We start from the raw sequence: 23,210 nt of genomic DNA, 5'->3' as shown, positions 1-23,210 counted from the left end.
GGACGCGGGACGGTTGGTCGGGGTAGTACGGGGGTTCGCTGATGACGTCGTGGGACATCAAGCCGCAGGGTGTGCAGGGCCAGTTGAAGACCGTCGGCACGCATGCCGGTGAGCTGGAGAAGGCGCTCAACGCCCTGCTCACGGCCATGTCGGAGGCGGCGCAGGCCGCGGGGACGGCCGTGCCCGGTTCGCAGGCGGAGACCAAGCTGGCAGGACCGGTGCCGGTCGGCCAGCCGCATCTGAGCCAGAAGGCGATGGGCCCGGTCGCGGCCGCGCTCGGTGAGTACCTGACGGCACGCAAGCCGGAGTTCACGTCGATGGCGGAGCGGATCGAGGCCTGCGTCCTCGGTGCGGTGAAGGCGACGAACGAGTACCTGGAAGGCGACCTGGAGCAGGCCAAGGCCGCCCAGGACGCGGCCAGGGCCGTCAACCTCGACGTCCTGCGCGAGAAGCCGGGGGGCAAGAAGTGAGCGGGAACGCGCCGGTCGATCCGGCCGAGGTGCCGGTCTTCACGGGGAACCTGGCCCTCCTGGACGCGAAGGTCAAGGCCATCTCGTCGGGCGGGGCCGCGGTCGCGACGAAGACCTCGGACGTCCACACCAGCTTCGGTGGCCTCCAGGCCTTCTACCAGGCCCCGGAAGCCGACCAGCTGTTCGCGACGACGAAGCCCGTCTCCGACCTCGGGCTCAAGCTCAGCTCCGACATGTGCACGATCGCCGGCGCGCTGGGCACGTACTCGCGCGACGCCGCGCCGATCGTCAAGAAGCTGGAGAACCTGAAGGCGGAGGCGCAGGCGTTCCGCACGGAGACGGACAAGGACGAGAAGTGGCGTGAGGACGGCGATCTGATCGACGAGAACCTCGAGCGCCGCAACAAGATCGCCGAAGTCTGGGCCGAGTTCCAGGAAGTGGAGCGGGCCGCCTACGGAAAGATCGTCGCCCTGGTCGGCGGGAAACCGCTGAAGGTCAACGACGGCTCCAACGGCAAGGACATGTACGGCTACGACGCCGAGGCGATGAAGCAGTCCAAGTCCCTGCCCTGGGGCGACGCGGTCGAGGAGTCCATCCCGGCCTGGCAGGTGTGGGAACACGCCTGGGAGTTCGGCAAGGGCGTCGTCGTCGACGGCGTCTGGGGCACCCTCAAGGGCCTCGGCGGTCTGGTGGGGCTCCAGGGCTGGGACGTGTTCAAGCAGTCCTGGACCGGCCTGGCCAAGCTGGGTACCGGCCTCGCCATCCTGGCGGTCCCCGGCGTGGGCCCCCTCTTCCTCGCCGCCCCCGACGACAAGCTCCCGTCCTGGCTCCGCGACTCCCGCACCGCCATGAAGGAGACCGGCAAGGCCCTCCTGGCCTGGGACCAATGGGGCTCCAACCCTTCCCGTGCCGCGGGCGCGGTCACCTTCAACGTCCTGACCACGGTGTTCACCGGCGGCGCGGGCGGTGCGGTCTCGGGCGCCGGCAAGGCGGGCGCGGTCGCCAAGACCCTGTCGTTCGCCGGCAAGGCGGGTCGGGCGATCGACCCGACGACGTACATGTTCAAGGGCGCCGGGGCGGGGTTCGCCAAGATCGGCGACGTGATGGCCGGCCTCAAGGGCGCCGGCAGGTTCGAGGTCCCCAGCATCAACGTGGACGGTGCGGTCGCCCTCCCCGACGGCGCGGTACTGCTGCCGGACGGTGCGATCCACCTCCCCTCCGGCGCGACCGTCCCCGACGGCGCGACGAAGCTCCCCGACGGCACCATCAAGCTGCCCGAGGGCACGACGACCCTCCCGCCCGGCACGGTCAAGCTCCCGACGCCCGACGGGCCGCGGTTCATGGACCTCGACGGCAACATCTACAAGGCCGACGGCTCCCTGGAGCAGAGCGGAAAGGCCGCCAAGCAGGAGCCCTCGCCGGACGCGGACGCGAACACCCCCCGCGTCGAAGCCCCGAAGCCGGACGCCCCGGTCACCGCCAGGGTCCCGGAACGCGAACTGGCCGGCGTCGGCGCCCGCGGGACCGACGACATCGTCCGCCTCGGCTCCGACACCTCGCCCCCGGTCGGTGCGGTGGACAACGGCGCGCACGCCCCGGGCGGCATCGACAACACCCCCACGGGCCGCGCGGGCGACGGCCCGGGCGGCCACGCCCCGGACAACATGCCGCGCAACAGCGCAGACACCCACGACCCGTCCGCCCCTGGCCCCCGCTCGGACGCCCCGACCACGAGCGCCGACCACACGGATACGCCGTCGACGACTGGCGGCGGGCCGGAGACCCCGTCCACCGGCGGCGGCCCGGAGACACCGGGTGGCGGGGGTGGGACCGGTGACGGTCCCGGGAGCGGCCCCGGGATGCCTGAGCAGCAGCCTCCGGTCATTCTGGAGGGTTCCCGGATCGGCCAGCAGCCCAGTGGGCCCATGGCCCCTGAGCGGGAAGCCGCCGTGACGGAAGCTCTCAAGGACGCCAAGGTTCCGCCGGTGGACCAGGGCCGCATGCTCGTGCAGCTGAAGAAATCGGAATACGGGGCAGCAGTTGCGGAATACATCGCGAGCGGCCGATTTGCGGACACCCCCGGATTCAAGAAGCCAGAGGGCCTTCTGTTCCAGGTCAAGCAGAACGGCATGATTCCCGCTGTGCACCAGGCGATGGAGCACGCCGCCGATCTCCAGTCCAAGGGAATCAAAAACATCGAGTTCGAGCTGAAGCTTCCCGCCCAGAAGCTCGACCTGGACGTGCTGGTCCGCACCCCCGACGGGCGCATCGAATATGGCGCTCAACTCAAGGACGTGGACAGCGTCGCGGGCATCAAGTCGGCAGTCAAGAAGATCGCGGAGAAGCAGCTCGGCGGGCCCGGAGTTGACGTCAAGCACGCACTTCTGGATATCAGGGGCCTCAGGAGCGAGCTCACGGAGCGTGAAATCCAGGCCGTCCAAAGGGCCGCTGACCGGAGCAACGCCTCCTTCGAGCTACGATTCAACGACGGGTCCGTCACCATATTTCCCACTAATGCCACCAAGTCGTAAGGAAGTAGATGTCGATGCTGATGCGCGCGCCGAAGGAGTGCGGCTCGTGGTTCTGGGACCTGGACGACGTGGCGGAGCCCGGTCTGGAATCCGCGCTCAGGACTGCGGCGCGCATGGGTGCGGTGCTTCAGAAGCACGCTTTGCTGGAGCCGGCCTCACTCGAGTGGAACTGGTTCCAGGTCGGCATGGGCGGCCTCGGCATCCACAGCCGCCTGGATCTCAGCAAGCGTTCGCTCGATGATCCGGCACTGCCCGGTGACCTCCGCGCCTGTCAGCCGGGCGGCCATCCGCAGGCAGAGATGGGCGGAATCCTCGTGCTGGGATCGGGCACCTGGTTCGACGCGAGCGGAACACGCCACAACGAGTACCGCCTGGTCGAACTCATGGTGTCACCCGACGAGATCGGCCCCTCGGCGGAACTGACCGTGTACCACGACGTATGGGGTCAGTGTGACTTCCGAGGCGAGCCGCACCCGGCCATCCACGCCAACAATGCGCCGAGGCTCGCGTCAGCCCTGCAGGAGCTCGACCAACTGCTGGGGATCGAGGCGGAGCCCGGCGAGCCGACGTACTACGGTCGAGCCGAGGGCTACGGGCTCCAGGCTCCCGACATCATCGACGGGCGTGGGCCGGACCTCACCGATACCGTATTCGGGTAGGCGGCGGCACCCGTTACGACGGCAACCCGGCGGTGCTGGACAAGCAGGTGATCGAAAGGAATCGAGCTGAAGTGACCGACCGCACGCCACCTGCCGTGCTGAATCGCCTTCGCACGGTGGAATGGACCGATGACTGGGACCGCGCATTCGGGCGTGCTGCGCTCAGGAGGGATCGGCCTCGGGCAGCGGAACCAGAACAAGGTGCTGTAGCAGCAGCTCGCAACTTGCGACGTAATCCAATGCTGCATCCGGCAGAACCGTGTGCTCGCCGTGCGTAACCCGCGCCCGAAGTCTGGCTAGTACTCCAGCTGTAGATCGTGATCTTCATGTCTGCGTTGCGGCTTGTCGCCGGTAGTGGCTGGTCTGGGATCGGGCCTGATGGCGACGTCGCCAGTTGGACCAGGCGAGACGGTGGGCGGTGTTGTGGACGGACTGGACGACGATGGCGATGAACAGTCGCTGTACTTCGTTGCAGGACAGCGGGATCAGGTCGGCGGGGTCGGCGGCCCGGTCGTGTTCGTCGGCCCGGACGACGGCGAGGAAGGCATGGGCGAGCATCGCCAGAGTGACCCAGCGGGTCCAGGACACGAATCGTCGGACCTGATGCTCATCAAGTCCGGCCAGACCCTTTCCGGCCTGGAAGGTCTCCTCCACCCGCCACCTTGATCCGGCGACCCTGACCAGGGTGGTCAGCGGCACGGCCCCGGGCGAATAGCAGCGGTAGTAGGCGAGTTCGCCGGTGGCACGGTTGCGGCGGATCAGCAACTGACGGTGCCCGGGGCTGGGGTCGACGGTGTCGATGACGGCCCAGTCGTAAAACCGGTGCCCCTTCGCGCCGGCCCCGGCGGACAGCTTCTGCCAGGCCCGCCTGGGCAGCTTGCCGGCCAGGGCGTCGGCCCTGAACTTGCCTGCCTGGGTGGTGATTCCGGCTGAGCAGGCGACGGCGAGGACGTAGCCCATGCCGCGTGTTTCCAGTGCGGCCCGCAGTTTCGGGTTGCCGCCGTAGACCTCGTCCCCGGCCGCCCAGGCGGCGTGGTGCCCGGCGTCCAGGAACCGTTCGATCATCACGGCGGCCAGTTCCGGCTTGGTCGCGAAGGCCCGTTCCTCTGGGACGCCCGCGGCCTGGCAGCGGTCGGGATCGGTGGTCCACGCGCACGGAACGTACAGCTCTCGGTCCACAGCGGCGTGCCCGCGGCTGCTGGCGTAGACGAGGTAGACGGCGACCTGGGAGTTCTCGATCCGGCCCGCGGTGCCGGTGTACTGCCGCTGGACCCCGGCGGTGTGCGTGCCCTTCTTCACGTCGCCGGTCTCGTCGACAACCAGCACCGCCGCGTCATCACGCAGATGCTCGACCACGTAGTCACGGACGTCATCACGGACCGTGTCCGCATCCCAGGACGCCCGGGACAGCAAGTGCTGCAAACCGTGCGGAGTGGGATCCCCGGCCCACTCCGCGATCGTCCAGCAGTTCTTGCGCGGCAGGTCCGCCAGCAGACCGAGCACCAGCCACCCGGCCCGGCGCCGGGGTTCAACCCGTGCGAAGCGGCCCGCGATCCTGCCCATCAGGGCCTCGAACGCACCCCGCCAACGGGTGGGATCTATGCTGTGACCTGCGGCCACCGTCTCTTCGTCAGTCCACACAACTCACGATGATCAACGGTGGCCGCACCTGTGTCCGCACAGGCCCTGACCAGCGAGATCACTGTCCATGTGCCTGCTGGCTATACTCGACTCAGGGGGCATCTCAAGGACGGAGATGACTCCATGCCCGCCATCCTCTTCGTCCGGATCACATCCGGACTCGATGCGCAGGAGTTCGAGCGGCGCCTGCTGGAGCGGCGGCCCCGCTTCCATGACGTACCCGGTCTCCTGCAGAAGGTCTACGGCCGCGACAGCGCAACCGGCGACGTGTGCGGCATCTACTTCTTCGAGAGCCGCGAGGCGCTCGACGCGTTCCGGGAGACCGAGCTCGCCCGCACAATCCCTGCCGCGTACGAAGCGGTAGAGGTCCGCCGCGAGGTGTACGAGGTGCTCTATTCGCTGCGCCCCGACCGGGGGCCCTTCGCCGAGTCCGGCCATCCGGCGGACACGACGGCGTGACCCGCCGACGACTGGCGCGACCGCACCAGACCGAGCCAGCCCGTGCCGGCCACTACCAGCGCCAAGCAGCCCAACAACGCAAAGATCACGATCTACAGCTGGAGTACTAGCCGCAACGCCGTGTCAGCGATTCGGCGCGGGCAGGGAGCCGCGGCGTGCAGCCTCACGAAGCACCTCAGCCGTGCTCCAGATACGGAGGTCGATTTCGCGTGCCAGCGTGCCGGTAACTCGTCGCAACTCGGCCTCGACCGCCCGCCACGCAAGCATCGCCGAACTGTCAGGGGACGTGCCGATCAGCTCAAGCGCTTGATTAAGTGCCTCTTCCTGAATGTGGGAAGTGGATCAACCCGGCTTGGCTGACGGAACAGTTCGCGAAGCTCGTCGAGCTCGCCGGACTGCCGCAGATCCGGCTGCCCGACCTGCGGCACATCGCCGCCTCGCTCATCGTCGACGTCGACCTCGACGTCAAGATCGCGTATGAGACCCTCGGCCACAGTGAGGCCTCCGTCACCCACCACATCCTCAGTCCATAATGACCACGCAGGTGGCCGACGCCTCCGAGGCAACCGCCGCCACGGTGCCCCACGGTGAGGCCCGCTGCCCTATCTCCTGGAGCACCGGGCGAAGCAGGACGAGCAGCGCCAGGCCGCCGGGGAGCTATGGGAGGAGGAACTGTTCGACGAGGCGGGCATCAGCGACCGGCCCCAGCACGACGGGAGCCGTCACACGGCCGGCACGATCCTGAACGAGCCGGGGGTCGACATGCCCACCATCATGGAGATCCTCCGGCACACCCAGATCAGCCAGACCCGGCGTTACGTGAAGGGCCGCTCCGAGCCCTCCCGCGAGGCGATGCGGCGCATGGGAGAGGCGTTCATGCCGGGCCCCGATCCCGTGTCTGAGACCAGAACTGAGACCGAGAGCACCCGGGCCGCCCGCGCGCGGCGGCGGCGCAAGATCCGGTAAATAGCAAAACCCCCAGGTCACGGCGAGTGAGTCCTGGGGGTTCTACAGAGCCGCCTTCGGGATTCGAACCCGAGACCTACGCATTACGAGTGCGTTGCTCTGGCCAACTGAGCTAAGGCGGCACCGCTGGTCAGACAAGTATTCCCTCGAAGAGGTGCTCTCATCAGCAGCGGCGCCAAGTCTACAGGGTGTGGACGGGTGCCCCGAACCAGGATTTCGGAAGTGGGGCGTACGTCACAAATCGCGACATCTGGCGTGCAGGGGTCCGGGGCGTCCGGCTCACTGGGTCGCGTCCGAAGGCTCGCATCGTTTGCCGTCCTCCGGTGCCTTGCCCTCCAGCAGGTACCGGTTGATCGAGGTGTCGATGCAGTCGCTGCCGCGCCCGTACGCCGTGTGGCCGTCGCCCTCGTACGTCAGCAGGGTGCCCGATTCGAGCTGCCCCGCCAGGGCCTGGGCCCACTTGTACGGGGTCGCCGGGTCCCGGGTCGTGCCCACCACCACGATCGGCGGGGCGCCCTTCGCCGCCAGCTTCTGCGCCGTGCCCGTCGCCTTCACCGGCCAGTACCCGCAGTTCAGCGACGCCCACGCCAGCCCCTCGCCGAAGACCGGCGACGCCTTGCGGAACGACGGGAGCGCCGCGTCCACCGCCTCCGGGCCGCTGAACGCCGCGGGCTGGTCGATGCAGTTGACGGCGGCGTTGGCGAACATCAGGTTCGCGTACGTACCGTCCGGTGCACGCTCGTAGTAGCTGTCGGCGAGGGCCAGCAGGGAGGCCCCGTCACCGTTCATGGCCGATCCGAGCGCATCGCGCAGCTGCGGCCAGGCGCTCTCGTCGTACAGCGCGGCGATCACCCCGGTCGTCGCCAGGGACTCGCCGAGCGGGCGGCCCGCGTCGCCGGTCGGCACGGGCTGCGCGTCGACCTTCGCGAAGAACTCCTTCAGGCGTGCCGCCACCGCCTTCGGGTCGCCCGTACCCAGCGGGCAGTCGGTCTGCTGCGCGCAGTCCTCGGCGAAGGCGTTGAAGGCGGTCTCGAAGCCGGCCGTCTGGTCCCGGTTCAGGTCGAGCGCCGGACGCGAGGGGTCCATCGCCCCGTCCAGGACGAGGCGCCCGACACGGCTCGGGAAGAGGTCCGCGTACGTCGCGCCGAGGAACGTCCCGTACGAGGCCCCGACGTACGTGAGCTTCTCGTCGCCCAGCACCGCGCGCAGCAGGTCCATGTCGCGGGCGGCGTCCACGGTGGACACGTGCGGGAGGATCCGCTGCGATCGCTGCTTGCAGGCCGCCGCGAACTCCTTGAACGCGGCCACCAGCCGGGCCCGCTCGGCCGCGTCGTCCGGCGTCTGGTCCACCTGGGTGAACTTGTCCATGGCGGGGCCGCTCAGACACTTCACGGGGGTGCTGCGGTCCACCCCCCGCGGGTCGAAGGAGACCATGTCGTACTGGGCGCGGACCGGCGCCGGATAGCCGACGCCCGCGTACGCCTGGAGGTACCCGATCCCGGAGCCGCCGGGACCGCCGGGGTTGACCACCAGCGAGCCGAGCCGCTTGCCCGGACCGGTGGCCTTGCGGCGGGCCACCGCGATGTCTACGTCCTGTCCGGAGCCGGGGGAGGCGTAGTCCAGCGGGGCCTTCATCGTGGAGCACTGGAACCCGGGGACACCGCAGTCGCGCCAGGTCAGCTTCTGCTCGTAGTACGGGCGCAGCGCGACCGGGTCGGGCGACGGCCGCGCCGCGGGGGACGCCGAACGGGCCGGGTCCGTCGCGGAGCCGGCCCCCGATGACGACCCGGGGATCGCGGAGGCCTGTGGTTCCCCCGACCCGCCGGAAGTGCACCCGGAGAGCAGCAGCCCGGCGGCTGCGATCACGGTCCCGGTCGTACGCAGCAGGCGGCTGGTGTCCATTCCCGGAGCCTACGTCCTGCCGGCCGGGGTCCAGGGGCGCTCCTGCCCCGGACGGCCGCGCGCCTTCCGTGGCCCGCGCCGGACCGGGCACGGGGCGGGCCCGTCCCGGCCCCTGCGGCGGACCGCCCGTACGGGTGAGCCCGTCAACCGCACGCCCCTACGCGTACCGCTCCGGTGGGCTGTCAGCCCGCCCGCAGCGACATCGTCATCGCCTCGACCGCCAGCAGCGGGGCCACGTTGCGGTCGAGGGCGTCCCGGCAGACGATGATCGACTCGATGCGCCGCAGGGTCCGCTCCGGACCCGACGCACGGGCGATCCGGTCGAGGTCCGGTCGTATCTCCTCGTTGGCGATGGCCACGGAAGACCCGAGCTGTAGGGCCAGCACGTCCCGGTAGAAGCCGGTCAGCTCGGTGAGGGCCAGGTCGAGGCTGTCGCGCTGGGTACGCGTGCGCCGGCGCTTCTGCCGGTCCTCCAGCTCCTTCATCACGCCCGCGGTGCCGCGCGGCATCCGGCTCCCGGCGCCCGCTCCGGCGCCGAGCGCGGCCCGCAGGTCCTCGGTCTCCTTGCCGTCGACCTCTTCCGCGACCTGCTTGGCGTCCTCGGCGGCGGCGTCGACCAGCTCCTGCGCGGCCTTGAGGCAGCCGCCCACGTCCTCGACGCGCAGCGGGAGCTTCAGCACGGCGGCCCGGCGGGCGCGCGCGGCCGCGTCGGTGGCCAGCCGGCGGGCCCGGCCGATGTGCCCCTGGGTCGCGCGGGCGGCCGCCGCGGCGGCGGCGGGTTCGATGCCGTCGCGCCGGACCAGGACCTCCGCTACCGCCTCGACGGAGGGGGTGCGCAGGGTCAGGTGCCGGCAACGGGAGCGGATCGTGGGCAGTACGTCTTCCAGCGAGGGCGCGCAGAGCAGCCACACCGTGCGCGGAGCGGGTTCCTCGACGGCCTTCAGGAGCACGTTGCCCGCGCCCTCCGTGAGCCGGTCGGCGTCCTCCATGATGATGACCTGCCAGCGGCCGACGGCCGGGGAGAGCTGCGCCTTGCGGACCAGGTCGCGGGTCTCCTTCACACCGATGGACAGCAGGTCGGTACGGATGATCTGCACGTCGGAGTGGGTGCCGACCACGGTGGTGTGGCAGCCGTCGCAGAACCCGCAGCCCGGTTCGCCGCCGAGGGCGCGGTCGGGGCTGGTGCACTGCAGGGCGGCCGCGAAGGCGCGGGCGGCGGTGGACCGCCCGGAACCGGGCGGGCCGGTGAACAGCCAGGCGTGCGTCATCTTGTTCGCGGCGGGCGGCTCGGTCCCGTCCGTGACGGCCGTGACCAGGGCGTCCGCATCGCGGGCGGCGGCGGCCAGCTGCGTCTGGACACGCTCCTGTCCCACCAGGTCGTCCCATACGGGCATCCCGCCCACCACCTTTCGCTCTCCGTGCACCCATTGTGGCGGGCGCCACCGACAATCCAGTCCCGCGGCCGCTCAGCGGCGGCGGCGCGGGCTCCTGCCGTCGTCCTCGTCGTCGCCGGGCTCGTGGTGGCGGCCCAGCAGTTCGTCGGCCAGCGTCGGCAGGTCGTCCAGCGGGGTCTCCTCGGCCCAGTCCGAGCGCCGGCGGCCCGGGGCGCCGTCCTCGCCGACCACCGGGAGCTCGCGCGTCCGGTCGTTGTCGGAGTCCCGGAAGATGCCCGGGGGCACCCGGTCGGCCGGGTTCTCCGGCGGGCGCTGGGCCGTCGGCCGCGACGCGGACCGGGCCGGTCCGGCCGCCGCCTGCGGGCCGTCGGGGCGGGAGCCGCGGTCCGACCGGGCCCGGCCCTCCTGGCCGCCGTCCGGCCGTACGGGCGGCAGCACGGCCGTCTCGTCGGTCGCGCGCACCGGCGGCAGCACCGCCGTCTCCGCCGCGTCCGCGGAGGGCGCCGCGGACGGGTCCACCTTCGGCACGGGGACCGTCTGGGTGACGTCGTCGGGCCGGACGACCCGCTTGATCAGGGGCGTCTCCACGGTCACCGCGTCGTCCGCGTGCCGGGGCACGGCTCCGGCCCCGGAAGGAGCGGGGGACGCGGGATGCGCGGCGGGAGCCGCCGGAGCCGGCGCGGGCGCGGGACGCGCGGAGGGAGCCGCCGGCGCGGGCGCGGGAGGCGCGGCCGCGGCCTTCGCCGAAGCCGCCTCGGATGCCGCCGCCGCCGCGGCCGCGCTCGCCGCCGCCTCGGCCGCGGCGGCCGCCGCCAGACGGCGCGCCTCCTCCGCCTTCAGCAGGGACTCCTCCGCGCGCCGCTGCTTCTCCAGCCGCCGCTCCTCGGCCTCGGCCCGCAGCCGGGCCTCCTCCTCGTGCTGCCGTCGCAGCCGCTCCGCCTCGGCGGCGCGGGCCTTCTCCTCGGCCTCCGCGCGCAGCCGCTCGGCCTCGGCCCGGGCCCGGGCCTCCTCCTCGGCGCGCTGCCGCTCCTCCGCGGCCCTGCGGGCGGCCTCCGCTTCGGCCTTGATGCGGGCCTCCTCGGCCTCGCGGGCCAGGCGGGCCTCCTCCTCGGCCTTCAGCCGCGCTTCCTCCGCTTTGCGCGCGGCTTCTTCCTCGGCCTTGCGCCGGGCCTCCTCCTCGGCGAGGCGCCGGGCCTCGGCACGCGCGGCGACCTCGGTCTCGGAGAGCGGCAGCATCCGGTCCAGCCGGTGGCGTACGACCGTGGTCACCGCGTCCGGGTCCTGGCCCGCGTCGACCACCAGGTAGCGACCGGGGTCGGAGGCCGCCAGTGTCAGGAAGCCGGACCGCACCCGCTGGTGGAACTCCGCCGGCTCCGACTCCAGCCGGTCCGGCGCCTCCGTGAAGCGCTCCCGCGCCGCCTCCGGCGACACGTCGAGGAGCACGGTCAGGTTCGGTACGAGCCCGTCGGTGGCCCAGCGCGAGATGCGGGCGATCTCGGTCGGCGACAGGTCGCGGCCCGCGCCCTGGTAGGCCACCGAGGAGTCGATGTAACGGTCCGAGATGACGACCGCCCCGCGCTCCAGCGCCGGGCGCACCACGGTGTCCACGTGCTCCGCGCGGTCGGCGGCGTACAGCAGGGCCTCGGCGCGGTTCGACAGCCCGGCGGAGGACACGTCCAGCAGGATCGAGCGGAGCCGCTTGCCGACCGGGGTGGCCCCCGGCTCGCGGGTCACGACGACCTCGTGGCCCTTGCTCCGTATCCAGTCGGCCAGCGCTTCCACCTGGGTGGACTTGCCGGCGCCGTCGCCGCCCTCCAGGGCGATGAAGAATCCGGCGTCGGAGGCCGACTGCACCGGCTCGCCGCCGCGCAGCGCCTCGCGCAGGTCGCGCCGCAGCGGTACGCCGCTGCGGTCGTCGGCCTTGGCCAGCACCACCGCGGCGACCGGCAGCAGCAGGGCGCCGACCAGCATCAGCGTGAAGGCGGCGCCGCCGTGGGCGAAGACGACCTCCCCACCGGTGAGGCGGTGGGGGCCGATCAGGGCGGCCAGCACGGGGGCGGCGACCGACCCGACGGCCACGGCCACCCGTACGACGGCCTGGAGGTGCTCGGTGACCCGGGACCGGCGGAACTCCTCGGTCTCCTGGTCGATCAGGGTGTGCCCGGTGTTGGCCGCGACGCCCGCGGCGGTACCGGCGAGCAGCGACAGGAACAGGACGGTCGCCGTGTCCGGCACCAGGCCGGCCAGCAGCAGCGCGACGCCGGTCACCGCTATGGCCAGCGCCAGCAGACGGCGGCGGGAGAGGGCGGGGAGCACCTTGCCGGCCTGGTTGGCGCGGATCCCGGCGGCCGTGCCGCCGACCAGCGCGAGGACGAACAGCGCGAAGGCGGCGGGGCCGCCGCCGAGGTCGAAGGCGTGCAGCACGGCCACGGCGGCCGCGCAGGACACCGCACCGGCGACCGCGGCGCAGGCCAGCACCAGCAGCGGGACTGCGCCCGTACGGCCCGTGTCGGGGCGGTCGGCCGCCTTGGGGGCCCGCAGGCCCTCCAGGGGCGAGCGGGGGCGCGGGGTCTTGCCGTCCGGCAACACCAGCGGGAGCAGCAGCGAGATCGACGCGGCGAACAGGCCGGCGGCCACGTACGAGCCGAGGGCGGCCTGGTTGCCGGCGAACCAGTCGATGCCGAGGCCGAGGGCCTTGCCGATCAGGGTCGCGGCCAGCAGCGCGGCGGCGGCGACGGGCAGCGCCGCGAAGGCCGTCCGCAGCGTCAGCCGGCGCAGGGCGTCCAGGTGGTCCGGGAGCGGCCGTACGGTCGCCCCCTCGGGCGGCGGCGCCGGCAACAGCGCGGGCGCGGCGCTCTCCTTGGCCAGCGTCCACAGCCGCTCGGCGGCGCCGGAGACGAAGACGGTGGCCAGCAGCGCCGTGAGCGCGTGGGCCGGGATCCAGTCGAGCCACAGCGGGGCGACGACGAAGAGCGCGAGGCGGACCCCGTCGGCGCCGATCATCGTCCAGCGGCGGTCGAGCCTGCCCCCGGAGCCGACGAGTCCGGCCAAGGGACCGAGGAGGACCGCGCCGAAGAGGAGGGTCGCGAGGATCCGGACGCCGAAGACCGTGGCGACGGCGAGGGCCGCTCCGCGGTAGCCGCCGCCGAAGGCCGCTTCGGAGACGGCCGCCTGCAGGGCCAGCAGCACCAGCACCAGGAGGGCGAGGGCGTCGCCGATGCCGCTCATCAGCTGGGCGCTCCACAGTCGCCGCAGCCTGGGGGTGCGCAGCAGTGCGCGCACCGCCCGCTCGCGGGAGTCCGCTGCTAGGGCTTCGTCGTAGGTCGGCTTCGCCGGGGCGGTCACGACCGTTGGCTGCTCGGCTCGCGTCATCCGCCCAGCCTATCCGCTGCGCCTGCGGGGTGCGGAAGGCCTGTGGACAACCCCCGCGGCGGCCCCGTCCGCGGCCCCGTCCGAGGGTCCGGCAGCCCCCGCCGCACCGTGCCGTCACGCCGTCCCGACCCCGGCGCCGCCCGGTCCGGACACGGCGAGGGGCCCCGCACGCTTCCGCGCGGGGCCCCTCGTACGCAACCGACGGACGGGGCCTCGACAGCCCGCGCCCGACCGGGGCGGCTATTCGTCCGCCGTGGCGGTGGCCGTCTTCTTCGCCACCGTCTTCTTCGCCGTGGTCTTCTTCGCGGCGGCGGTCTTGGTCGCCGCCGTCGTCTTCTTCGCCGTCGCCTTCTTGGCAGGGGCCTTCTTCGCGGCCGGGGCCTTCTTCGCGGGGGCCTTCTTCGCGACCTTCTTGGCCGGGCCCTTCGCCCGCTTCTCCGCGAGCAGCTCGTAGCCCCGCTCCGGCGTGATCGTCTCGACGTCGTCGTCCCGCCGCAGCGTCGCGTTCGTCTCGCCGTCCGTCACGTACGGTCCGAAGCGGCCGTCCTTGACCACCACCGGCTTCTCGCTCACCGGGTCGGTGCCCAGTTCCTTCAGTGGCGGCTTGGCCGCCGCGCGGCCCCGCTGCTTCGGCTGCGCGTAGATGGCGAGGGCCTCGTCCAGCGTGATCGAGAACAGCTGGTCCTCGGTCTCCAGCGACCGCGAGTCCGTGCCCTTCTTCAGGTACGGGCCGTAGCGGCCGTTCTGGGCCGTGATCTCCACGCCCTCCGCGTCCACCCCGACGACCCGCGGCAGCGACATCAGCTTGAGCGCGTCGTCGAGCGTGACCGTGTCCAGGGACATGGACTGGAAGAGCGAGGCCGTCCGCGGCTTGACCGCGTTCTTGCCCGTCTTCGGCGTGCCCTCGGGCAGGATCTCCGTCACGTACGGGCCGTAGCGGCCGTCCTTGGCGACGATCTCGTTCCCGCTGACCGGGTCCTTGCCCAGCTCGAACTCACCGCTCGGCTTCGCGAACAGTTCCTCGGCGTACGCGACCGTCAGCTCGTCAGGAGCCATGTCCTCCGGTACGTCCGCCCGCTGGTGGCCCTCCGCGTCCTTCTCGCCGCGCTCCACGTACGGCCCGTAGCGGCCGACGCGCAGTACGACCCCGTCGCCCACGGGGAAGGAGGAGATCTCCCGGGCGTCGATCGCGCCCAGGTCCGTGACCAGCTCCTTCAGGCCGCCGAGGTGGTCGCCGTCGGCCGGTACGACCTCGGAGGCGTCCTCCGCGCCGAAGTAGAACCGCTTCAGCCACGGCACGGACTGGGCCTCGCCCCGCGCGATGCGGTCGAGGTCGTCCTCCATCTTCGCGGTGAAGTCGTAGTCGACCAGGCGCCCGAAGTGCGTCTCCAGGAGGTTCACCACGGCGAACGACAGGAAGGACGGCACGAGCGCGGTGCCCTTCTTGAAGACGTAGCCGCGGTCGAGGATGGTGCCGATGATCGACGCGTAGGTCGACGGGCGGCCGATCTCGCGCTCTTCGAGCTCCTTGACCAGCGAGGCCTCGGTGTAGCGGGCCGGCGGCTTGGTCGAGTGCCCGTCCGCCGTGATCTCCTCGGCGGAGAGCGCGTCGCCCTCGGCGACCTGCGGCAGCCGCTTCTCGCGGTCGTCGAGCTCGGCGTTCGGGTCGTCCGCGCCCTCGACGTAGGCCTTCATGAAGCCGTGGAAGGTGATCGTCTTGCCGGAGGCAGAGAACTCGGCGTCGCGGCCGTCCGCGGCGCGGCCGCCGATCTTCACGGTGACCGAGTTGCCGACCGCGTCCTTCATCTGGGAGGCGACGGTGCGCTTCCAGATGAGCTCGTACAGGCGGAACTGGTCGCCGGTCAGACCCGTCTCGGCCGGAGTGCGGAAACGATCGCCCGAAGGCCGGATCGCCTCGTGCGCCTCCTGCGCGTTCTTGACCTTGCCCGCGTAGACCCGCGGCTTCTCCGGCAGGTAGTCGGCCCCGTAGAGCTGGGTGACCTGCGCGCGGGCCGCCGTGACGGCCGTCTCGGAGAGCGTCGTGGAGTCCGTACGCATATAGGTGATGAAGCCGTTCTCGTACAGCTTCTGGGCCACCTGCATGGTCGCCTTGGCACCGAAGCCCAGCTTGCGCGAGGCCTCCTGCTGGAGCGTCGTCGTACGGAACGGGGCGTACGGGGAGCGGCGGTACGGCTTGGACTCGACCGACCGGACGGCGAACGAGGCGCTCTCCAGCGCTGCGGCCAGCGCCCGGGCGCCCGCCTCGTCGAGGTGCAGCACCTCGCTCTTGAGCGTCCCGGTCGAGCCGAAGTCGCGCCCCTGGGCGACGCGCTTGCCGTCCACCGTGTTCAGGCGGGCGACCAGCGTCGACGGGTCGGACGCGTCGCCGGCCCGGCCGGTGGAGAAGGTGCCGGTCAGGTCCCAGTACTCGGCGGTGCGGAAGGCGATGCGCTCGCGTTCCTTCTCGACGACCATGCGCGTGGCCACCGACTGGACGCGGCCCGCCGACAGCTTCGGCATGACCTTCTTCCACAGGACCGGCGAGACCTCGTAGCCGTAGAGGCGGTCGAGGATGCGGCGGGTCTCCTGGGCGTCGACCATGCGCTGGTTGAGCTCGCGCGGGTTGGCGACGGCGTCGCGGATCGCGTCCTTGGTGATCTCGTGGAAGACCATTCGGTGGACGGGGACCTTGGGCTTGAGCACTTCCTGCAGGTGCCACGCGATGGCTTCGCCCTCGCGGTCCTCATCGGTGGCGAGGAAGAGTTCGTCGGACTCGGCCAGCAGCTCCTTGAGCTTCCTGACCTGGGCCTTCTTGTCGGCGTTGACGACGTAGATCGGCGCGAAGTCGTGCTCGACGTCCACGCCGAGGCGGCGGACCTCACCGGTGTACTTGTCGGGGACCTCGGCCGCGCCGCTGGGGAGGTCGCGGATGTGCCCGACGCTCGCCTCGACGACGTACCCGGGGCCGAGATAGCCCTTGATCGTCTTCGCCTTGGCAGGGGACTCGACGATGACGAGTCGGCGGCCGCCCTTTGCGGTCTCGCTAGTCGGGGACAACTTGGCTCTTCTCTCCGGTCGGCACTCGGTCGCAGTACGGCGACGCTGCGGAGTGTGACGGTACAACCCGCCCCCGTGTCAAACGGCACAAGCCCGCAACGGCCACTCGAACGGTAACCCGACAAGTGCGGTTTCTGCCGCCCGGATGCCGCGCCGGACCGTTCCCGGTCACCGGGCCGGGTGGCCGCGGGGCCGTCTGGCCCCGCTGCCGGACCCCTCCCGACGTCGGCGTTCGCCCAGCCGGGACGCCGCCCCGCGCCGTTCCGTCAGAGCCGGGCGAGGCACCACAGCCCGAGCGCAAGGAACACCCCGGCGGTGAGCAGGGTCACCGGTACGGCGACGGCGGGGCGCACACCTTCGGCCACCGGCGCGCGGTACAGGGCGCACGCCCCCGCCCAGAAGAGAAGAGCGGCCCCGAACAGCAGGAACACGACCGCCGCGAAGACCGCCGGACCGTTTTCCATGCCGCTCCCCTCACCCCCGGGCTGCTCCCGGGATCCCCCCGGATCCCGCTGCGCAGGAGCCTGGCAGGCACGGGGATACGGGGGGCGAACCCCGGGTTACATCCAGGGTCCGATCAGCCCGCGGGGTTCCTCACCGGCTCCAGGAAGCCCTGCTCGACGAGCATCCTGATGGCATCCGGCGTGCGGTCGCGCAGGACGATCGGGTCCTCCTGGACCAGCTGCGCGATCGCGTCCAGAATTCGCCCCGCGCTCAGTGAGCCGTCACACACTCCCGCGAATCCGGCGCCGACCGTGTCGACCTTGGTGGCGCGCCGCATCCCGAGGTTCTGGCGGAGCACCACGTGCTCCGGATCCTCCGCGCCGGGGGCTCCCACCTGCTCCTGCACGACCTCGGCGGCGAGCAGGAAGTGGCCCTCCAGCAGCGCGGCGTCGTCGTGGTCCCGCAGGTAGTCCTGGCGGGCGAAATGAGCCAGGACCGTCTCGCCGAGGGGCTGCTCGACCGTGTGGGGCCACTCCTCGACCACGATCGAGGGCTCGGCCGCGTCCGACCGGCGCAGGGTGATCCAGCCGAAGCCGACGGCCCTGGTCTTGCGCGCCTCGAACTCGTCGAGCCACTCCTCGTACCGCCGCGCGTACGCCTCGGGGTCGTCGCGGTGGTCGCCCGCGTCGCGCAGCCACAGCTCCGCGTACTGCGTCACGTCCTGCACGTCACGCTGCACGATCCACGCGTCGCAGCCCCGGGGCACCCAGGAGCGCAGCCGGTCGTGCCAGTCCTCGCCGTCCACGTGCTGCCAGTTGCCGAGGAACTGCGCGTACCCGCCCGGGTTGAGCCGCGCCCCGGCCTCCTGGACCAGGGTCCGGCACAGGTCGTCGCCGCCCATGCCGCCGTCCCGGTACGTGAGGCGCGCGCCCGGCGAGATCACGAACGGCGGGTTGGACACGATCAGGTCGTACGTGGCGTCGCCGACCGGCTCGAACAGCGACCCGGTGAGCAGCTCGGCCTCCGGGGCCCCGGACAGCGCCAACGTCAGACGGGTGAACTCCAGCGCCCTGGGGTTGACGTCCGTCGCCGTGACCCGGGTCGCGTGCTGGGCGGCGTGCAGCGCCTGGATGCCCGAGCCGGTGCCGACGTCGAGCGCGGAGCCGACCGGGATCCGGACGGTGATCCCGGCCAGCGTGGTGGAGGCGCCCCCGACGCCGAGGACCACCCCCTCCTCCCGGCTGCCGATCCCGCCGGCCCCGCCGACGGCGCAGCCGAGGTCGGAGACGATGAACCAGTCCTCGCCGTCCGGGCCGCCGTACGGGCGCACGTCGACGGTCGCGCGCACCTCGTCGCCCTCGCGCCGCAGCCAGCCGTCGGCCAGGGCGGCCTCGACGGGCAGCGCGGCGGCGGCGTGTGCGTACGGCACGGAGCCCTGGAGCAGGAACAGCAGGACCAGGCTCGCGAGCGGACCGTCGCCGCCGCGCCGGGTGGCGCGCAGGGCGGGAACCGTCTCACTGCGCGCCAGCGCGGCATAGGCGGGGGCACCGAGCAGGTCGAGCAGGCCGTCGGCGGTGAAACCGGCGGCCAGAAGGGCGGTGCGCAGCTCGGCGGCGTGATCGGACGAGGGGAGGCTGGTGGTACTCACCCGCCCATTGTGTCCGCTGGCGGCGCCGATCCGTGCTGCGCGCGAGCCTCGGCGCGGTCCGGGCGCCGGCACGGGCCCGGACCGGCGCCCGGACGGCCGCGTCCGGGCGTACGGCAGGGCGGCCGCGGCCCCTCCCGGGACCCCGGCCGCCCTGTCGCCGCCCTGTCGGCGCGCCGCGCGGCGGGCCGTACGGCGCTCGGCCGGCGTCGGCCGGCGTCGGCCGGCGTCGGCCGTCCGGCCCGGCTACTTGGGCGACGCCGACGGCACCGTGACCTGGCAGCCCTTCTGGCCGTTCATGGCCTTGTCCAGACCGCCCGCGTTGAGCTGGGTGAGGGCGTCCTTGCCGCCCTTGGTCGCGTTCTCCAGGCCGCCCGCGAGGGTCTTGAGGCCCTCGGCGAACTTGGTCTGGTCGTTGACGTCCAGGGCGTCCATCTGGGTCTTCAGGTCGAAGTAGCCCTTCGAGGTCTCCTCGAAGCCCTTGACCGCCGCGGCCTGGGTCGTCTGGCCGTCCTTGACCGGCGGGACTCCCGCCTGCTGCAGGGCGGTCCCCATCGTCTTGTACGACTCGGACATGGTCGCGAAGGCAGCCGAGTCGGTCTTCTGCACTTCGTCTGGCTTGCTGCTCTCCGTCGCCACGCGCTTGATCTCGGCGTTGGCCGTCTCGATCTTCTTGAGTTCGGGCTGCCACTGGTCGCAGACCTTCTTGGCCCAGGCGTCGGCCTTCTTGTCGCCGTCGTCCCCGCCGCAGCCGGACAGGACGAGCATCAGCACCGCACCGCCCGAGAAGGCGGCCGCAAGCTTCTTGTTCACCGGATTGGTCCCTTCGAAGGCTCTCGGCCCGGAAGATACACGCCTGCCATCGGGGGATGCACAAAGGCGGACAGGCGGCGCGTCAGTACGCACCGCCTGTCCGCCGTTCGGGCGTACGGCCTGCCCTGCCCGGCCCTGCCCGTCCGCCGCCCGGGCCGGGCCGGGACTCGGGCCGGGCTCGGGCCCGGGCTCGCGTCAGGAGACCGCCGCCGTGCCGGGCGACTGGGCCACCCGCTCGGCGGCCCCGTCCTCGGCCCCGTCCCCGACGGCGATGCCGCGGCGCTTGGAGACGTACACCGCGCCGATGATGACGCCGATCGCGAGGATCGCGACGACGGCCCGTACGACCGGGCTGGCGTCGTCGCCGTAGCTGAACTGCACGACGGCCGGTGCGATCAGCAGCGCCACCAGGTTCATGACCTTGAGCAGCGGGTTGATCGCGGGGCCGGCGGTGTCCTTGAACGGGTCGCCGACCGTGTCGCCGATGACGACGGCGGCGTGCGCATCGCTGCCCTTGCCGCCGTGGTGGCCGTCCTCGACCAACTTCTTCGCGTTGTCCCAGGCTCCGCCGGAGTTGGCGAGGAAGACCGCCATCAGCGTGCCCGTGCCGATGGCGCCGGCCAGGAAGGACCCGAGGGCCCCGACTCCGAGGGAGAAGCCCACCGCAATCGGGGTGAGCACGGCGAGCAGACCGGGTGTCGCGAGCTCGCGCAGCGCGTCCTTGGTGCAGATGTCCACGACGCGCCCGTACTCGGGCTTCTCGGTGTAGTCCATGATCCCGGGGTGCTCGCGGAACTGCCGCCGCACCTCGTAGACCACGGCGCCCGCGGAGCGGGAGACCGCGTTGATGGCCAGGCCCGAGAACAGGAACACGACCGCGGCGCCCAGGATCAGCCCGACCAGGTTGTTGGGCTGGCCGATGTCCAGGCTGAGGTTCATCTCCCCGGCCTTGGCGCCGACCTCCTTGACGGCGGTCGCGATCGCGTCGTTGTACGAGCCGAAGAGCGCGGCGGCGGCGAGCACGGCCGTGGCGATCGCGATTCCCTTGGTGATGGCCTTGGTGGTGTTGCCCACGGCGTCCAGGTCGGTGAGCACCTGCGCGCCGGCGCCCTCGACGTCACCGGACATCTCGGCGATGCCCTGGGCGTTGTCGGAGACGGGCCCGAAGGTGTCCATGGCGACGATGACGCCCACGGTCGTGAGCAGCCCCGTGCCGGCCAGGGCCACCGCGAAGAGCGCGAGCATGATCGAGGTACCGCCGAGCAGGAACGCGCCGTAGACGCCGAGGCCGATGAGGAGCGCCGTGTAGACGGCGGACTCCAGGCCGACGGAGATCCCGGCGAGGACGACGGTGGCCGCGCCGGTGAGGGAGGACTTGCCGATGTCCCGGACGGGCCGGCGGCTGGTCTCGGTGAAGTAGCCCGTGAGCTGCTGGATCAGGGCCGCGAGCACGATGCCGATGGCGACGGCGACGACGGCCAGCACGCGCGGGTCGCCCGGGTGGGCGGCGATCGCGGCGTCCTCGACGCCGACGAGCTCCTTGTAGGTGGCGGGCAGGTAGGCGTAGACGGCGACCGCGACCAGGACGAGCGAGATCACGGCGGAGATGAAGAAGCCCCGGTTGATCGCGGTCATGCCGTTGCGGTCGGAGCGGCGCGGGGACACGGCGAAGATGCCGATCATCGCGGTGACGACGCCGATGGCGGGGACGATCAGCGGGAAGGCGAGGCCCAGGTCGCCGAAGGCCACCTTGCCGAGGATGAGTGCGGCCACGAGGGTGACGGCGTACGACTCGAAGAGGTCCGCGGCCATGCCCGCGCAGTCTCCGACGTTGTCGCCCACGTTGTCGGCGATAGTCGCGGCATTGCGCGGGTCGTCCTCCGGAATGCCCTGTTCGACCTTGCCGACCAGGTCGGCGCCGACGTCGGCGGCCTTGGTGAAGATTCCGCCGCCCACGCGCATGAACATCGCGATCAGGGCGGCTCCGAGGCCGAAGCCCTCCAGCACCTTGGGGGCGTCGGCGGCGTAGACCAGGACGACGGACGAGGCGCCGAGGAGCCCCAGACCGACGGTGAACATGCCGACCACACCGCCCGTCCGGAAGGCGATCCTCATCGCCTTGTGGGAGACCTCGGTGAGGTCCTTGGCGGGCTCCCCCTCGGCCGGGGTGGCCTCGCGCGCGGCCGCGGCGACGCGCACGTTGGCGCGGACCGCCAGACGCATGCCGATGTAACCGGTGCCCGCCGAGAAGAGGGCGCCGACGAGGAAGAACGCGGACCGTCCCGCCCGCTGCGACCAGTCGTCGGCGGGGAGCAGGAAGAGCAGGAAGAAGACCACGACGGCGAAGACGGCGAGGGTGCGCAGCTGCCGTCCGAGGTAGGCGTTGGCGCCTTCCTGTACGGCGGCGGCGATTTCCTTCATGCGGTCGGTTCCCTCGTCGGCGGCGAGGACCTGGCGGACCAGGATCTGCGCGACGACGAGCGCGGCCACGGCCACGGCCGCGATGACGATCACGATGAGCCGGTTGTCGTCGGTGAGTACTGCGGCAGCCAGATCAGTGGCGCGATCCGGCGCGATAGGGGTAAAGAGCCCCGTCATTCGTCCTCCTTGACGTGATGAGCTCAAGATGTGGACGGATTGTAGGGAGCGCGTCCCGATCAAAACAGTACGCGGGAAACGCAATTGGCCTGCACGTGCCCCTCAGCAATAGATCACGTCACTCCATTACCCTCGAAAGTGGTAATGGGGCAAAAGCATTGACGGCCGATCACCGATCAAGGGAAATTAAAAAGGCCCTGCTCAGCAGGGCCTTGACTGAAGATCAGACGATACGAGGGAATGTCGATCCGGTGGATCTAGTGCGGCTCGGACGTCCCCGAAACGGGCCAGCTCATCCGGATGGTCCCGCCCGATTCACCACTGCTCACCTCGACGTCGTCGACGAGCCCGCTGATCACGGCGAGGCCCATCTCGTCCTCCCCCTCGATGTCGGGGTCCAGGACGGCGTCGATGCCGGACACGGCGTCGACGGGACCGCCGGCCGGGCCGGGAACCTCGTCGGCGACCTCGATGGAGAACATCTTCTCCTCGTCGGTCAGGACGACCCGGACGGGCGCGGTCAGCCCGTTGCCGCGGTGCAGGCCGACGGCACGCGAACAGGCCTCGCCCACGGCGAGGCGGACCTCGTCGAGGACGGCTTCCTCGACACCGGCCCGGCGCGCCACGGCGGCCGCGACCAGGCGGGCCGTCCGGACGTGTTCGGGCTGGGCGCTGAAGCGCAGTTCAACGGTGGCCATGCGCGTCCCCCTCGGACTACGGGCGTGCCTTGACAGGGGACCGGGCCGACCGTGGCCCGGTACCCCCGTTCTCCCTGCCGGCTGCTCGCCGTCGGGAGCGGTCAGTCAGTGGCGCTGACGGCGTCTTCCACCGAGGTGTGGATGGGAAACACCTTGGTCAGACCGGTAATGCGGAAGATCTTCAGGATGCGCTCCTGGTTGCACACGAGGCGCAGCGAACCCTCGTGCGCGCGGACGCGTTTGAGGCCTCCCACGAGCACACCGAGTCCGGTGGAGTCGAGGAAGTCCACTCGCTCCATGTCGACAACCAGGTGGTAGCTGCCGTCGTTCACCAACTCCACCAACTGCTCGCGCAGCTTGGGCGCGGTATACACATCAATCTCGCCACCGACCTCTACGACCGTTCGGTCGCCGACAGTGCGAGTCGACAGGGACAGGTCCACGGATCCTCCAGCACCTTGCTATCGAGCGGCGCCCCCCAGGGGCCTCGCCACCCGAAGGTAGGCGAGGGATTGGCTGCCGCGAGGGCATTCAATCACTTACCGGCAGGGACGCACGACG

Annotated in this window: 16 protein-coding genes, 1 tRNA gene and 1 pseudogene; 6 read left to right on the top strand and 12 right to left on the bottom strand. The window is 71.6% G+C overall.

Annotation, left to right across the window (positions count from 1 at the left end):
* The first annotated feature begins 41 nt into the window (after window positions 1–41).
* The 3 genes from ACFWW8_RS17695 to ACFWW8_RS17685 are packed head-to-tail and all read left to right on the top strand — an operon-like array spanning window position 42 to window position 3,660.
* Window positions 42–470: a DUF6507 family protein gene (locus tag ACFWW8_RS17695; RefSeq protein ID WP_386529722.1), complete on the top strand. Its 429-nt coding sequence runs from the start codon at window positions 42–44 to the stop codon at window positions 468–470.
* Window positions 467–3,001 (top strand): hypothetical protein, encoded by a 2,535-nt coding sequence (locus tag ACFWW8_RS17690; RefSeq protein ID WP_386529720.1) that lies wholly within the window; start codon window positions 467–469, stop codon window positions 2,999–3,001. Before ACFWW8_RS17695 ends, ACFWW8_RS17690 begins: the two co-directional genes overlap by 4 nt.
* 14 nt (window positions 3,002–3,015) lie before the next feature.
* Window positions 3,016–3,660 carry a hypothetical protein gene (locus ACFWW8_RS17685; protein WP_386529865.1) on the top strand — a complete coding sequence of 215 codons (645 nt, stop codon included), beginning with the start codon at window positions 3,016–3,018 and terminating at the stop codon, window positions 3,658–3,660.
* A 324-nt stretch (window positions 3,661–3,984) separates the two neighbouring features.
* Here ACFWW8_RS17685 and ACFWW8_RS17680 read toward each other — a convergent pair whose 3' ends face one another.
* The gene (locus ACFWW8_RS17680; RefSeq protein ID WP_386529863.1) at window positions 3,985–5,223 is read right to left on the bottom strand and encodes an IS701 family transposase; all 1,239 of its coding nucleotides are present in this window, start codon (window positions 5,221–5,223) and stop codon (window positions 3,985–3,987) included.
* 201 nt (window positions 5,224–5,424) lie between these two features.
* Here ACFWW8_RS17680 and ACFWW8_RS17675 point away from each other — a divergent pair, with 201 nt between their 5' ends.
* From ACFWW8_RS17675 to ACFWW8_RS17665, 3 genes and pseudogenes are all read left to right on the top strand, one after another.
* Window positions 5,425–5,760 carry a YdhR family protein gene (locus tag ACFWW8_RS17675; protein WP_249764215.1) on the top strand — a complete coding sequence of 112 codons (336 nt, stop codon included), beginning with the start codon at window positions 5,425–5,427 and terminating at the stop codon, window positions 5,758–5,760.
* A gap of 314 nt (window positions 5,761–6,074) precedes the next feature.
* Window positions 6,075–6,293 carry a hypothetical protein gene (locus ACFWW8_RS17670; protein ID WP_386529719.1) on the top strand — a complete coding sequence of 73 codons (219 nt, stop codon included), beginning with the start codon at window positions 6,075–6,077 and terminating at the stop codon, window positions 6,291–6,293.
* Between the two features lie 64 nt (window positions 6,294–6,357).
* Window positions 6,358–6,726: pseudogene (locus tag ACFWW8_RS17665) on the top strand (tyrosine-type recombinase/integrase); the annotation flags it as partial.
* A gap of 48 nt (window positions 6,727–6,774) precedes the next feature.
* On the opposite strand, the gene ACFWW8_RS17660 reads toward ACFWW8_RS17665, so the two are convergent.
* From ACFWW8_RS17660 to bldG, 11 genes are all read right to left on the bottom strand, one after another.
* Window positions 6,775–6,848: transfer RNA gene (locus ACFWW8_RS17660), tRNA-Thr, on the bottom strand.
* Between the two features lie 157 nt (window positions 6,849–7,005).
* Complete coding sequence (locus tag ACFWW8_RS17655) at window positions 7,006–8,628, bottom strand: alpha/beta hydrolase (RefSeq protein WP_386529717.1); 1,623 nt, start codon at window positions 8,626–8,628, stop codon at window positions 7,006–7,008.
* Between the two features lie 182 nt (window positions 8,629–8,810).
* Entirely contained in the window at window positions 8,811–10,022 is a 1,212-nt protein-coding gene (locus tag ACFWW8_RS17650) for a DNA polymerase III subunit delta' (RefSeq protein WP_386529716.1), read from the bottom strand.
* 72 nt (window positions 10,023–10,094) lie between these two features.
* Window positions 10,095–13,394: a dTMP kinase gene (gene tmk, locus ACFWW8_RS17645; protein ID WP_386529715.1), complete on the bottom strand. Its 3,300-nt coding sequence runs from the start codon at window positions 13,392–13,394 to the stop codon at window positions 10,095–10,097.
* 240 nt (window positions 13,395–13,634) lie between these two features.
* Window positions 13,635–16,451 (bottom strand): type I DNA topoisomerase, encoded by a 2,817-nt coding sequence (gene topA, locus ACFWW8_RS17640; protein ID WP_386529713.1) that lies wholly within the window; start codon window positions 16,449–16,451, stop codon window positions 13,635–13,637.
* Window positions 16,452–16,717: 266 nt separating this feature from the next.
* Window positions 16,718–16,915: a hypothetical protein gene (locus ACFWW8_RS17635; RefSeq protein WP_386529712.1), complete on the bottom strand. Its 198-nt coding sequence runs from the start codon at window positions 16,913–16,915 to the stop codon at window positions 16,718–16,720.
* A gap of 113 nt (window positions 16,916–17,028) precedes the next feature.
* On the bottom strand, window positions 17,029–18,543 hold the full coding sequence (locus tag ACFWW8_RS17630; RefSeq protein WP_386529710.1) for a methyltransferase: 1,515 nt from the start codon (window positions 18,541–18,543) through the stop codon (window positions 17,029–17,031).
* A gap of 243 nt (window positions 18,544–18,786) precedes the next feature.
* Window positions 18,787–19,353, bottom strand: coding sequence for a small secreted protein (locus ACFWW8_RS17625; RefSeq protein WP_386529708.1), 567 nt, complete (start codon window positions 19,351–19,353; stop codon window positions 18,787–18,789).
* Window positions 19,354–19,548: 195 nt separating this feature from the next.
* A complete protein-coding gene (locus ACFWW8_RS17620) occupies window positions 19,549–21,951 on the bottom strand; it encodes a sodium-translocating pyrophosphatase (RefSeq protein ID WP_386529707.1) in 2,403 nt (800 codons plus the stop codon).
* 257 nt (window positions 21,952–22,208) lie between these two features.
* Entirely contained in the window at window positions 22,209–22,649 is a 441-nt protein-coding gene (locus ACFWW8_RS17615; RefSeq protein WP_386529706.1) for an ATP-binding protein, read from the bottom strand.
* Between the two features lie 101 nt (window positions 22,650–22,750).
* Window positions 22,751–23,092: an anti-sigma factor antagonist BldG gene (gene bldG, locus ACFWW8_RS17610; RefSeq protein ID WP_267751850.1), complete on the bottom strand. Its 342-nt coding sequence runs from the start codon at window positions 23,090–23,092 to the stop codon at window positions 22,751–22,753.
* Window positions 23,093–23,210 lie beyond the last annotated feature (118 nt).

The sequence above is a fragment of the Streptomyces sp. NPDC058701 genome, assembly GCF_042715295.1.
GTDB lineage: Bacteria > Actinomycetota > Actinomycetes > Streptomycetales > Streptomycetaceae > Streptomyces.
The sequence above is the reverse complement of the archived record's forward strand: the minus strand, read 5'-3'. Positions and strand labels throughout refer to the sequence as shown.